Annotated in this window: 11 protein-coding genes; 5 read left to right on the top strand and 6 right to left on the bottom strand. The window is 39.0% G+C overall.

Annotated features, from left to right (window positions below; translation table 11 throughout):
* Positions 1–8: 8 nt before the first annotated feature.
* The 4 genes from gatB to MKZ30_RS02265 form a co-directional block, all read right to left on the bottom strand.
* Positions 9–1439, bottom strand: coding sequence for an Asp-tRNA(Asn)/Glu-tRNA(Gln) amidotransferase subunit GatB (gene gatB, locus MKZ30_RS02280; protein WP_002358703.1), 1431 nt, complete (start codon positions 1437–1439; stop codon positions 9–11).
* A complete protein-coding gene (gatA, locus tag MKZ30_RS02275) occupies positions 1439–2908 on the bottom strand; it encodes an Asp-tRNA(Asn)/Glu-tRNA(Gln) amidotransferase subunit GatA (RefSeq protein ID WP_002419989.1) in 1470 nt (489 codons plus the stop codon). The genes gatB and gatA overlap by 1 nt, the downstream gene beginning before the upstream one ends.
* The gene (gatC, locus tag MKZ30_RS02270; RefSeq protein ID WP_002355569.1) at positions 2908–3213 is read right to left on the bottom strand and encodes an Asp-tRNA(Asn)/Glu-tRNA(Gln) amidotransferase subunit GatC; all 306 of its coding nucleotides are present in this window, start codon (positions 3211–3213) and stop codon (positions 2908–2910) included. Before gatC ends, gatA begins: the two co-directional genes overlap by 1 nt.
* Before the next feature lie 317 nt (positions 3214–3530).
* Positions 3531–3617 (bottom strand): hypothetical protein, encoded by an 87-nt coding sequence (locus tag MKZ30_RS02265; RefSeq protein WP_306173767.1) that lies wholly within the window; start codon positions 3615–3617, stop codon positions 3531–3533.
* On the opposite strand from MKZ30_RS02265, the gene MKZ30_RS13345 reads away from it, so the two are divergent.
* The gene (locus MKZ30_RS13345) at positions 3583–3798 is read left to right on the top strand and encodes a hypothetical protein (RefSeq protein WP_002382998.1); all 216 of its coding nucleotides are present in this window, start codon (positions 3583–3585) and stop codon (positions 3796–3798) included. The two genes, MKZ30_RS02265 and MKZ30_RS13345, sit on opposite strands and share 35 nt — an antisense overlap.
* Here MKZ30_RS13345 and ligA read toward each other — a convergent pair.
* Both ligA and pcrA read right to left on the bottom strand, forming a co-directional pair.
* Positions 3795–5825, bottom strand: a complete 2031-nt coding sequence (gene ligA / locus MKZ30_RS02260) for an NAD-dependent DNA ligase LigA (RefSeq protein ID WP_002375948.1) — start codon at positions 5823–5825, stop codon at positions 3795–3797. The two genes, MKZ30_RS13345 and ligA, sit on opposite strands and share 4 nt — an antisense overlap.
* A 125-nt stretch (positions 5826–5950) precedes the next feature.
* A complete protein-coding gene (gene pcrA, locus MKZ30_RS02255) occupies positions 5951–8209 on the bottom strand; it encodes a DNA helicase PcrA (protein ID WP_002363179.1) in 2259 nt (752 codons plus the stop codon).
* A 164-nt stretch (positions 8210–8373) separates the two neighbouring features.
* Here pcrA and MKZ30_RS02250 point away from each other — a divergent pair, with 164 nt between their 5' ends.
* The 4 genes from MKZ30_RS02250 to MKZ30_RS02235 all read left to right on the top strand — a co-directional run bounded on the left by MKZ30_RS02250 (position 8374) and on the right by MKZ30_RS02235 (position 13684).
* Positions 8374–9933 (top strand): ClC family H(+)/Cl(-) exchange transporter, encoded by a 1560-nt coding sequence (locus MKZ30_RS02250; protein WP_002368023.1) that lies wholly within the window; start codon positions 8374–8376, stop codon positions 9931–9933.
* Between the two features lie 138 nt (positions 9934–10071).
* Positions 10072–10824: a DeoR/GlpR family DNA-binding transcription regulator gene (locus tag MKZ30_RS02245; protein ID WP_002381250.1), complete on the top strand. Its 753-nt coding sequence runs from the start codon at positions 10072–10074 to the stop codon at positions 10822–10824.
* Positions 10821–11738 carry a 1-phosphofructokinase gene (pfkB, locus tag MKZ30_RS02240; RefSeq protein ID WP_002363177.1) on the top strand — a complete coding sequence of 306 codons (918 nt, stop codon included), beginning with the start codon at positions 10821–10823 and terminating at the stop codon, positions 11736–11738. The genes MKZ30_RS02245 and pfkB overlap by 4 nt, the downstream gene beginning before the upstream one ends.
* 23 nt (positions 11739–11761) lie before the next feature.
* Positions 11762–13684 (top strand): PTS fructose transporter subunit IIABC, encoded by a 1923-nt coding sequence (locus MKZ30_RS02235; RefSeq protein WP_249958778.1) that lies wholly within the window; start codon positions 11762–11764, stop codon positions 13682–13684.
* Positions 13685–13727: the final 43 nt, after the last annotated feature.

Below are 13727 nucleotides of genomic sequence, written 5' to 3'. Positions count from 1 at the left end.
CTACTTTCTTATCGTTTTGAAAGCTCTTCTTGCAATAACTTGTTAACCACACCTGGGTTTGCTTGTCCACGAGTTGCTTTCATAATTTGTCCAACAAGGAAACCAACTGCACGGTCTTTGCCGTTTTTAAAGTCATCAATTGATTGTTGGTTGTTGTCTAAAACTTCGTTAATCATTGGTAATAATTGCGCTGGATCAGATAATTGAACAAGGCCTTTTGCTTCGACAACTTCTTTAGCGTCTCCACCGTTTTCAATTAACTCTTTGAACACTTTCTTCGCAATTTTCGAGCTGATTGTGCCATCGTTAATCAAAGTAATCATACCCGCTAGATTTTCTGGTGTTAGTTTAGTATCGGCTAATTCAACTTTTTCACTGTTTAAGTAAGCAGAAACTTCGCCCATTAACCAGTTTGATGCTTGTTTCGCATCTGCACCGTTTGCTAAAGTTGCTTCAAAGAAATCTGACATTTCTTTCGTTAAAGTCAAGACCATTGCGTCGTATTCAGGTAACCCTAATTCACTGATATAACGGGCACGACGTGAGGCTGGCATTTCTGGCAAACTAGCGCGAACTTTTTCAATCCATTCATCATCAATTGAAAAACGAGGAACATCTGGCTCTGGGAAGTAACGGTAGTCACTTGAGCCTTCTTTAACACGCATAAGCAACGTTGTACTAGTTGCTTCATCAAAGCGGCGTGTTTCTTGTTGAATTTCGCCACCAGATAATAGGACTTTGGCTTGGCGTTTTTCTTCATAAGCTAAACCTTTTTTTACAAAGTTCATAGAGTTCAAGTTCTTTAATTCCGCTTTAGTACCAAATTCTTCTTGACCATACGGACGTAAAGAAATATTGGCATCACAACGCATAGAACCTTCTTCCATTTTCACATCAGAAACTTCTGTAAATTGGATAATTGAACGCAATGCTTCTAAATACGCATAGGCTTCTTCTGGTGAACGCATATCCGCTTCTGAAACAATCTCAATTAAAGGCGTTCCTTGACGGTTCAAGTCCACATAAGAGTACCCATCTGTGCCATGAATGTTTTTGCCGGCATCTTCTTCTAAATGCACCCGTTCAATGCGAATTTTTTTCTTTTTGCCTTCGACTTCAATTTCAATCCAACCATCATGTCCGATTGGTTGATCAAATTGAGAAATTTGATACGCTTTAGGATTATCTGGGTAGAAATAGTTTTTACGATCAAAATGTGTTTCTTTTGAAATTTCACAGTTCAAGGCAAGTGCTGCTTTCATGCCAAATTCTAAGGCACCTTTATTCATGACAGGTAAAACACCTGGGTAACTCCAGTCAACCACATTTGTGTTGCTGTTTGGTTCTGCTCCGAAATGCGCTGGCGCAGAGGAGAAAATTTTAGAGTTGGTTTTCAATTCTACGTGGACTTCTAATCCAATGACAGTTTCAAAGTTCATTAATCGTTCCCCCCTAAAATGACTGGTTTTTTCGTATGGAAATCTGTCGCTTGTTCAAAGGCGTACGCTGCTTTGTACATTGTATGTTCGTCAAAATGTTTCCCGATAATTTGTAAACCAACTGGCAAGCCTTCTGAGAATCCTGCTGGAATTGACATACCTGGTAACCCAGCTAAGTTGACAGGAATGGTTAAAATATCATTCATATACATTGTGATTGGATCATTGATGTTTTCCCCTAGACCAAAGGCAACTGTTGGTGTGGATGGGCCAATGATTAAGTCATAATCCGCAAAGACATTCTCAAAATCTTGTTTGATTAGTGTACGGACTTGACCAGCCTTTTTAAAGTGCGCATCATAATAACCAGCACTTAAAGAGAAGGTTCCTAACATAATCCGACGTTTAACTTCTGTTCCGAAACCTTCAGAGCGTGAATTAACATAGACATCTTCTAGATTTTGGACATTTTCGGAACGGTACCCGTAACGAATGCCATCAAAGCGTTGTAAGTTTGAACTTGCTTCTGAAGAGGCAATAATATAATAGACCGCTACGCCGTATTTAGAATGTGGCAAACTAACTTCTTCCACCGTTGCTCCTAAAGATTTAAATGTTTCTGCTGCTTTTAATACCGCTTCACGAACATCCGATTGTACCCCTTCACCTAAGTATTCTTTTGGTAAAGCAATTTTCATGCCTTTGATGTCGCCAGTTAAATCTGCCGTAAAATCAGGAACAGAAACACCTGCAGAAGTGCCGTCTTTTTCGTCATAACCACTAATTGCATTTAAAGCTAAGGCATTGTCTTTAACATTTCGTGTCAATGGACCAATTTGGTCTAAACTTGAAGCAAAAGCAATCAAACCAAAACGAGACACACGTCCATAAGTTGGTTTTAGGCCCACAATACCGTTGAATGCGGCTGGTTGGCGGATACTACCACCTGTATCGCTCCCTAAAGAAACTGGGACTTGTCCGGCTGCGACAGCAGAAGCTGAACCACCAGAAGAACCGCCAGGAACTTTGGTTTGATCCCAAGCATTTTTTGTTTTCTTGAAGTAAGACGTTTCCGTACTTCCGCCCATGGCAAATTCATCCATGTTCAATTTTCCGACTGGAATCATATCTGCTTGATAGACTTTATCCATCACGGTCGCATCATAAATTGGGTCAAAATTGTGTAACATTTTTGATCCAGCTGTTGTCAAAATGTCTTTTGTGACAATATTATCTTTAATCCCAATTGGAATTCCTGCTAAAGGATTACTTTCAGTGATGCCTTTTAAGTCAATCGCTTTGGCTAATGCCATTGCTTTTTCTTCACTAACTGTGATAAAAGAACCTAGTTGTTCTTCTGTATCTTGAATACGATTTAATGTTTCTTCGGTTAAATCAACTGCAGTGATTTCTTTTGAGACCAATAAATCATGTAACTCTGTTAACGATTTGTCGTATAATTTTTCCATTAGGCTCCTGCCTCCCCGTTATCCATAATTGCAGGCACTTTAATGTAACCATTCTCTGATTCCGGAACATTCCGCATTAATTCTTTACGGTCCATTCCTGGTGTCGCTACGTCTTCACGCATGACATTGATTGATTCATTCACATTTGAAGTAAAAGGAACCCCTGTTGTATCTACTTCTTCTAGTAATTCCACCATATCAATAATTTTATCTAGTTGATTGGTAAAGTCCGCTAATTCTTCTTCGGAGAAAGATAATTTTGATAATTTAGCGACATGTTTGACTTGTTCTTCTGTAATTGCCATAGATACCCTTCTTTCTATCATTTACTGAAATTTTCATTTTCAGATTAATCAATTGGATTGTATTTCTTTAAACAGCTTAGCACAGCTGTTCACTCTGTTCCCATTCTACCATAAAATGGTCGGATATTTTAGATGAAACCTTGAATTTCATTGATAATTTGTCGCTCGCAAAAATGACGGAAATATGTTATTATGAAAATGAAAAGAGAGATATGCAGGAACATACCTCTCTAATAGCCACTACCAGTTATAAGAACTGGTGGCTTACTGAGTTATTGGTTTTATTTCAAACGCTTAACCGTTCAGCTCCTCAAAGCTTATGAACGGTTATTTTTGTTGTCTAAGACAAGCGCTAAGATACCGAAGATAATGGTCACAACAAGCGTTGCAAAACCAATCATCAGTCCTAGCGCTGCTTCAACGGACAAAAACATTGCTCCTTTCGTTAAAGTAAGAAGAATTGCGCATAAGCATCAACCTCCTTTCTCAACTCAGAAAGTCCTCGTTCATATAACTTTTATGACTAAAATAAGTATACCATCAAATTACTACATAAAATCTGACAACGTTAATTTTTCTTCTTAAAAATGACTTGCATCTAACGCATCGACCATTTCTTGTTCATTCCAAACGGTCACGCCTAAGCTTTCAGCTTTGGTTAATTTACTGCCAGCATCTTCGCCAGCAACCACAATGTCAGTTTTTTTCGAAACGCTCCCTGTAACTTTTCCACCAAGATTTTCAATTTTTTCTTTAGCTTCTTCGCGAGTGTACTGCGTTAATTTCCCTGTTAAAACAACTGTTTTGTCTTTGAAAGGTGACTCCACTTCTGCTAATTGTTCTGTCCGGAGACCTTTATATGTCAAGTTCACTTGGGCTTTTTCCAGTTCAGCCATTAATTCATGAACTTCCTCATTTTCAAAATACGTCACAACGCTGTCGGCGATTGTTTCACCAATTGAATCCAAAGCCACAATTTCTTCCGCAGTTGCTCGACTTAAGGTTGATAAATCACCAAAATGCTCCGCTAAAATTTTCGCCGCTTTCGCCCCCACATGGCGAATCCCTAAGCCAAAAATCAAACGTTCGACAGAGTTTTCTTTACTCCCTTGAATGGCAGTATAAATGTTGTTTGCTGATTTTTCTTTGATTTTATCCAAAGTCATTAACTGTTCTTCTGTTAAGAAATACAGATCCGCTACGTCTTTCACTAATCCTTTGTCATACATTTGTGCTAACACTCTTGGCCCCAAGCCATCAATGTTCATTGCGTTTCGTGAGACAAAGTGATTCAGCCCTTCTTTAATTTGCGCAGGGCATTTGGGATTAATACAACGTAACGCCACTTCCTCATCTAAATGCACCAACTCACTATGACAAATTGGACAATGTGTCGGCATTTCATAAGGCTGACTATCGGCTGCACGTTTTTCAACTAGGACTTGCGCTACTTCTGGGATAATATCGCCGGCTTTGTAAATAATAACATGATCATTTAAACGGATATCTTTCATTTGAATAAAATCTGCATTATGCAAACTTGCCCGACTAACCGTGGTTCCCGCGACTCGTACAGGAGCCATGACCGCAGTAGGAGTGACCACCCCCGTGCGCCCAATTGTCCATTCAATATCTTCCACTACTGTTTCTGCTTCTTCTGGTGGAAATTTGTAGGCAATCGCCCAGCGAGGTGCTTTGACAGTGAAACCTAATTCATCTTGTAACGCAAATTCGTTCACTTTAATCACAATTCCATCAATTTCGTATGGCAAAGTGCTCCGCTTTTCATGGTATTCTTCAATGTAGGCCCAAACTTCATCGATTGACTGACATAATTGCCGTTCGGGATTGGTTCTAAAACCAATTGCAGAAAGCTCTTCTAATGCCTCAAACTGCGTCTTCGCTTTCATTGGTCCAAAGTCAGCAACTGTGTATAAAAACGTATTTAAGTTCCGTTTCGCCACAATTTTTGTATCTAATTGGCGCAAGCTGCCCGCCGCTGCATTCCGAGGATTGGCAAAAATATCTTGGCCATTTTCTTCACGTTCTTCATTCAATGCGACAAAGGATTGTTTAGGCATGTAGCACTCGCCACGAACTTCCACTGAAATAGGCTCCGTTAAGCGCATTGGTACAGAGCGAACCGTTCGTAAGTTCTCTGTAATGTTTTCACCAACCGTTCCATCGCCTCGTGTTGCTCCGCGTACAAACACCCCGTTTTCATAACGTAATGAAATTGCTAACCCATCAATTTTTAACTCGCAACAGTAAGCAACAGGTTTACCAATCGCCTTACGAACACGTTCATCAAAAGCAAAAATGTCTTCCTTGCTAAACCCATCATTTAAACTATACATTGGAATGTCATGCGGAGCTTTTTCAAAACCAGATAAAACTTTGCCACCTACACGTTGTGTCGGCGAATCTGGCGTGATTAAATCAGGAAACTCCGTTTCAATATCGACTAACTCTTTATACAAACGATCGTAAACATAATCTTCTACGGATGGTTGATCTTTGACATAATATTCATGGGAATATTGATTGAGTTGTTTTCTTAATTCTTGCGCACGAGTTGTCGCCGCCGTTAATGTTAATGGTTGTTGTTCCATCGTAGAACTCCTCCTCATAAGTGTAATGCTCTTATCGTCTTTTTAACACATTTACACTAAGATAGAAAATAAAAAGAATTTATCTAATGATGATTTCTCATTAAATCGCTGACCTATTTTGCATGTTAAATTTTTTCAATTGGTGCAAATGCCGCTAACAACCGTTTAATGCCTTTTTCTGGGAAAGCAATGTCCAACTCTAAGTCTTTGGCCGAACCGCCTACACGAACGACTGTACCAACGCCCCATGCTTTATGTTGGACCTTATCACCTGCTTGCCAAGAAACTTTTTCCCCACCACTTGCCACTTTGTTGCTAACTGATTTTGTAGCTGGCTGTGTATAAGCTGGTTTACTTGCGCTGGGCTTGAATACTTTAGGATCAAAGGTGCGCGCTGGAGCTTTCTGTAAATTGGCCGCCGCCCCTTGTTTCATTAAACGCTCCGCCTCAATTTCTTCTAAAAAGCGACTTGGTCGATTATATTGCGTGCGACCATATAATGTTCTCGAATAAGCATTCGTTAAGAACAGGGCTTCTTCCGCTCGTGTGATACCAACATAAGCCAAGCGCCGTTCTTCTTCCAGTTCACTTTCTTCTAGCATGGCACGTGATAATGGGAAAACCCCTTCTTCTAAGCCCATTAAAAAGACCACTGGAAATTCCAGCCCTTTGGCCGCATGCAACGTCATTAAGGTTACTTGTGAAGAGCTCTCTTCTAAATTATCTAAATCAGAAACCAAGGCTAAATCTGTTAAGAAATCTGCCAATTTTGTTTCTTCGCCATTTGGATCGTCGTTATTTTGCGCTTCAAAACGTTTATCAAATTCTTGAGTCACAGATAAAAATTCGTCCAAGTTTTCTAAGCGAGCTTGAGACTCTAAATTATTTTGCGCCATCAAAGCTTCCCGATAACCACTACGTTGTAAAGTTTCTTTCACCAATTCTGTAATCGTTAAATAGGGCACTGTTTTCGTTAAGTCTTGAATCATCATGCCAAAATTACCAAGCTCTTTACCCGCTTTTCCTGAAATATTTGCCAAATCAACATTTTGGGCAGCTTCCAGCAAAGCCCAACCATGCGTATCCGCAAATAGCCGTAATTTTTCAATTGAACTTTTACCGATTCCTCGTTTTGGTTCATTGACAATTCGTTCAAAACTAATCGAATCATCTGGATTGGCAATCAAACTTAAATAAGCCAAAATATCTTTAATTTCTTTACGGTCGTAGAATTTATGTCCGCCCACCATGGTATACGGAATATTAGATTTCAAGAGCATTTCTTCCACTACACGGGATTGAGCATTGGTCCGATATAATACCGCAAAATCACCATAAATTCGGTCATTTTCCCGCATTTCTTTTTGGATTTGGCTCACAATAAATTGTGTTTCATCCCGTTCTGTGTCTCCACGATAATAGACAATCTTTTCACCGTCTATATTTTCTGTCCACAGTTCTTTCTCGCGGCGGTTACGGTTATTTTTGATGACATCATTCGCAGCCGCCAAAATGTTTTTGGTGGACCGATAATTTTGTTCTAGCAAAATTACACTGGCATCTGGATAATCTTTTTCAAAATCCAAGATATTTTGCATATCCGCCCCGCGCCAACCATAGATACTTTGGTCGGCATCACCTACGACACACAGATTTTTGAAACGTGCAGCCAATAAATTGACTAAGGTATATTGTGCATGATTGGTATCTTGGTATTCATCCACATGAATATAGTGAAATTTATTTTGGTAGAAAGCTAACGTATCTGGTTGTTCATTGAATAAACGAATCGTATTCATAATCAAATCATCAAAATCCATACATTGGTTTTTGCGTAATTCTTTTTGATAGGCTTCATAGCATTTTGCGACAATTTCTTCATATAAGGAACCTTGCATTTCAGCAACTTTTTCAGGCGTTTGTAATTCATTTTTGGCATTGCTAATCGTACCTAAAATTGAGCGAGGATCATATTTTTTTGAATCAATATTTAAGTCGTTTAAGATGCGTTTCATTAATGTTTTTTGTTCCGATGGGTCAATAATTGTAAAATTACGGTTGTAACCAATCTGATCCACATCACGACGTAAAATTCTTACACACATGGAGTGAAAAGTGGAGACCCATACATCTTCGCCACCCGTTTCCAGTAATTTATTTACACGCTCTTTCATTTCTTTAGCAGCTTTATTGGTAAACGTAATCGCCAAAATATTCCATGGATTTACTTCTTTTTCCTCAATTAGATAGGCAATTCGGTGTGTTAAAACCCGCGTTTTTCCACTACCAGCACCAGCCATGACTAACAGTGGTCCTTCTGTATGCAAAACGGCTTCTTCTTGTCGAGGATTCATTCCCTGAACCAAGGCATGTTTTTGTGTCATATTAAACGTCCTCTCTCTTTTTTCAATCTTATACAGTATACCAAAAATCCCTTTGAAGTTCTTTAGAAAAGAACAAAAAATCTTTTTCTTTTTATATGAAATTTTCTTGTAAATCAAGTCAAACCGCAGTACATTAGTAAGTAGTGATGGAGGCTAAAAATGAAATGAATAATGATGTACATGAAATTAAACAATTAGATGGTACCCGAATCGGCTTTATCCTTAAAGGCATCGTCGTCGGAATCCTGGTCGGCTTTGTTGTCAGCTTATTTCGCTTAGGCATTGAAAAAATTGGCGAACAAGTCGTTCATCTGTATCAAACGTTTCACGAAAAACCCTTTTGGATGATTCCTTGGTTCTTATTTTCTCTCGTACTTGCTTATTTATTAGGACGACTGATTAAGAGCGAACCAGCAATTAAAGGCAGTGGCATCCCCCAAGTGGAAGGACAACTCCAAGGTCAATTAGAAATTCACTGGTTTCCAGTGCTTTGGAAAAAATTTATCGGTGGGATCTTAGCGATTAGTCCTGGGCTATTTTTGGGACGTGAAGGTCCTTCAATTCAACTAGGTGCAGTGGTTGGACAAGGCTATAGTCAATGGCGGCAAAGCACCAAGTCTGAAGAAAAAATTTTAATCAGTAGTGGTGCCAGTGCTGGTTTAGCCGCCGCTTTTAACGCACCAATCGCAGGACTTTTATTTGTTCTAGAAGAGGTTCACCATTCCTTTTCACCTTTAGTTTGGTTAACCTCTTTTTCTGCGGCCATTTCCGCTAACTTTGTTTCTTTGCATTTCTTCGGATTGCAGCCAGTTCTTTATATTGGTCCGGTTAAATCTTTGCCTTTAGAGTACTATTGGACATTAGTCCTGCTGGGCGTTTTGCTAGGATTATTAGGTTGGATATATCAAAAAACATTGTTGTCCTTACCAAAAGTATATGGAAAAATCAAAGGCCTTTCTTCTAATTATTATGGTTTTATTCCTTTTATTTTGATTTTACCGATTGGTTATTTCTTTCCACATTTACTTGGCGGTGGGAATCAAATTGTTTTAGCTTTAGGCAATCAACCGGCCACGATTTGGGCTTTAGTCGGCTTACTGGTTTTACGTTTTGTTTTTTCAATGGTTTCTTACGGATCGAATCTCCCTGGTGGTATTTTCTTGCCTATTCTAACTTTAGGTGCCATTATCGGAACATTGTATGGTAGTCTACTTGTCCAATACGTAGGGATGGATCCAATTTTTGTGAAAAACTTTTTAATTTTTGCCATGGCTGGTTATTTTACTGCGATTGGTAAAGCACCGTTAACAGCGATTATTTTAGTAACAGAAATGGTCGGCAATTTTTCTCATTTAATGTCTTTAGGGGTTGTTGCTTTAGTTAGTTATATTACCATCGATAGTCTTGGCGGCAAGCCAATTTATGAAAGCTTATTAGAACGTTTGGTTCCTTCTAAAGTAAGTAATATTCGTGGCCACAAAACGATTATCGAATTACCTATCACTGCAGAAAGTTCCTTAGATGATACGATGGTACGTGATTTTGTCTGGCCTAAACAAATGTTGCTCACTTCCATTCGCCGTGGCGAATCGGAAATTTTAACACATGGTGATACTGTTATGCATGTTGGCGATGTGCTCATTATTTTGACCGATGAAAAACTCGCTTACCAAGTCAAAAAAGAGATTTATCAAAAAACTTTACCGAATGATTTAGTGAATTAAAGAAAGCTGCTGAACTCAGGTTCAGCAGCTTTCTTTTTTTCTTATGACTGTTTTTTAATTTTTTTGAATGTTTTTGACCGTTTTAGATTGATTAGCGTTTTCATTTGTGCTATTATATCCATGAAATGAGGGATGAAAATGCTTACGGAAGAACGACATCAAAAAATTTTACAATTGTTAGATCAAAAATCAGTCGTCAAATCACAAGAACTTGCTAGCTTATTCAATGCTTCAGAATCCACAATACGCCGCGATTTACAAGAATTAGAAGACGCCAATTTGTTAGAACGCATTCACGGCGGCGCTAAGCGTATTCTTAATTTAGGCTTTGAACAAAACATGACGGAAAAATCAATCAAAAACACGCACGAAAAGCAAAAGATTGCTTCTTTAGCCGCTAGTTGTGTACAAGATGGCGATATGATCTATTTAGATGCTGGTTCAACCACGTTAGAAATGATCCCTTTTTTAGTTGGGAAACAAATCCATGTAGTGACGAATTCCGTACATCATGCTGCAAAACTTAGCGATATGGAAATTCCCACTATTATGCTTGGTGGTACTTTGAAGCTCTCCACTAAAGCAATCATTGGTGCCACTAGTATGGAACAGCTACAACATTTTCGTTTTAACAAAGCTTTTTTAGGAACTAACGGCGCACATTTAGAGTTTGGTTTAACAACGCCTGATCCCGAAGAAGCAGCGCTAAAAGCCTTGGCTATTCATCAAGCAGAAACAGCCTATGTTTTACTGGATCATACAAAATTTAATGAAGTAACGTTTACCAAAGTGGAAGAATTAGAGTCAGTTACTTTACTAACTGACTACTGCCCTGCTGAATCACTTCAAGGATTCCAGCAAAAAACTATTTTAATGGAGGCAAACAAATGATTTACACAGTGACTTTAAACCCTTCTATCGACTTTATCGTTCACGTCGATCATCTACAAATTGGTGATTTGAATCGGATGACGAATGATTTTAAATTACCTGGCGGCAAAGGAATCAACGTTTCACGTATTTTAAAACGTATGGAGACAGAATCCACTGCCTTAGGTTTTTTAGGTGGTTTTACAGGCTCATTCATTGCCGATTGGTTGAAAAAAGAAGAAATCCAAACGAATTTCACTCCCGTGTCTGCTGATACACGAATCAACATTAAATTGAAATCAGATACTGAAACAGAAATTAACGGCTTAGGACCTGCTCTAACAAACGAAGAAATTCAAGAACTAAAACAAGCAGTTAGTCGTGTTCAGGCTGGTGATATTGTTGTTCTTTCAGGAAGTACACCTGCTTCTCTACGCAAAGGATTTTACGAAGAATTAATCCAAATTGTGAAGGAAAAAGGCGCAGAATTTGTTATTGATACGACAGGTGAAGATTTAATGAACGCTTTGTCACAAAAGCCTTTATTGGTCAAGCCAAATAATCATGAGTTGGCAGAATTATATCATACAACCTTTACAAGTGTTGAAGACATTTTACCTTATGGACATCGGTTACTAGAAGAAGGAGCACAACACGTAATTATCTCAATGGCTGGTGATGGTGCATTACTTTTCACAACAGAAGGTGTTTATCGTTCCAACGTTTTAAAACGTCCACTGAAAAATTCTGTCGGCGCTGGCGACTCAATGATTGCTGGTTTTATTGGCAACTTTTCAAAAACACAAGATCCTTTAGAGGCTTTCAAATGGGGTGTCGCTTGCGGTAGCGCGACCGCTTTTTCTGATGATTTAGCCTCAGAAGATTTTATCCAAGAACTTATTCACGAAGTAACAATTGAAAAAATTTCAGAATAAATCCACTAAGGGAGGAAAATAGAGTGAACATTAATGATTTATTAATAAAAGATGTCATGATTATGGATTTACAAGCTACTGATAAAAAAGGCGCGATTGATGAAATGGTCCAAAAATTATACGATGGTGGCCGCATCTCTGACATTGACACTTACAAAGAAGGAATTTTAAAACGCGAATCACAAACATCGACTGGTTTAGGCGACGGCATCGCTATGCCTCACGCAAAAAACAGTGCCGTAAAAGAACCGACAGTTCTTTTCGCTAAAAGTAAAAAAGGGGTTGATTATGAAGCACTAGATGGACAACCTACTTATCTATTCTTCATGATTGCTGCTCCAGAAGGCGCTAATGATACACATCTCCAAGCGCTTGCGGCCCTTTCTCGATTACTTATCGATCCAGACTTTGTTGGCAAATTGAAAGAAGCGGAAACTCCAGAAGCAGTCCAAGCTCTTTTCCAAGCAGCAGAAGATCAAAAAGAAGCGGAAGAAAAAGCAGAACAAGAACAAACAACGCCAGCACCAGAAAGCAATCGTAAATATATTATTGCTGTGACTGCTTGTCCTACAGGAATTGCTCACACTTACATGGCTGAAGATGCACTGAAGAAAAAAGCAAAAGAAATGGGCGTAGACATTAAAGTAGAAACAAACGGTTCAGAAGGAATTAAAAATCGTTTGACTGCTGAAGATATTGCTCGTGCTGATGGCGTAATTGTCGCAGCCGATAAAAAAGTAGAAATGAATCGTTTTGATGGTAAAAAATTAGTCAATCGTCCCGTCAGTGATGGAATTCGTAAAACCGAAGAACTAATTAACTTAGCCATTAGTGGTGAAGCTCCTACTTTCCATGGCGGTGACTCGGCTGCAAGCGACCAAGAGGATTCAGCGGAAGGTTCAATCGGTTCTCGTATCTATAAAGATTTAATGAATGGTGTTTCTCATATGTTACCTTTCGTTATTGGTGGCGGAATTGCCATTGCTCTTTCCTTTATGATTGATCAATTTATCGGAGTTCCTCAAGATCAATTAGCCAACTTAGGTAATTACAATGACGTAGCTAGCTGGTTTAACCAAATTGGTGGCGCAGCATTTGGCTTTATGTTACCTGTCTTAGCTGGTTTTATTGCTTCTAGTATTGGGGATCGGCCAGGCTTAGTTGCTGGTTTCGCCGCTGGTGCGTTAGCAAACGCTGGAGGCGCTGGGTTCCTTGGGGCCCTAATCGGTGGTTTCTTAGCTGGTTATGTAGTGGTTCTTTTACGTAAAGTCTTCAAAGGCTTGCCAAAATCATTAGATGGAATTAAAACCATTTTATTCTATCCAGTTTTTGGTTTGATTATTACGGGCTTATTAATGTTAGTCATTAACATCCCGATGAAAGCAATTAATGATGCGTTAAATCATTTCCTACTTGGCTTAGATGGCACAAATGCAGCTTTACTTGGTGCTTTATTAGCTGGTATGATGGCCATCGACTTAGGTGGACCAGTTAACAAAGCTGCTTATGTTTTCGGTACAGCTACGCTAGCAAGTACTGTTGCAGAAGGTGGCAGCGTGGTCATGGCTTCTGTAATGGCTGGCGGAATGGTTCCTCCATTAGCAATTTTCGTAGCAACTCGTTTATTTAAAAATAAATTTACAAAAGATCAACAAGATGCCGGCTTAACCAATATTGTAATGGGCCTTTCTTTTGTCACTGAAGGAGCAATTCCTTTTGCAGCAGCTGACCCATTACGTGTGATTCCAAGTTTCGTGGTAGGTTCTGCCTTTACTGGTGCGTTGGTTGGTGCGTTTGGTATCAAATTATTGGCACCACATGGAGGAATCTTTGTCGTATTCCTATTAAGTAATCCATTACTATATCTATTGTTCATCTTAATTGGGGCGATTATTTCAGGAATTGTCTACGGACTTTTGAAAAAACCTGTCGAAGTACCTGCTTAAAAAAAACAGCAAAAAAGCGATTCAACCATGGTTGAATCGCTTT

The organism is Enterococcus sp. LX10, assembly GCF_023539285.1.
Classification (GTDB): Bacteria; Bacillota; Bacilli; order Lactobacillales; family Enterococcaceae; genus Enterococcus; species Enterococcus faecalis.
The sequence above is the reverse complement of the archived record's forward strand: the minus strand, read 5'-3'. Positions and strand labels throughout refer to the sequence as shown.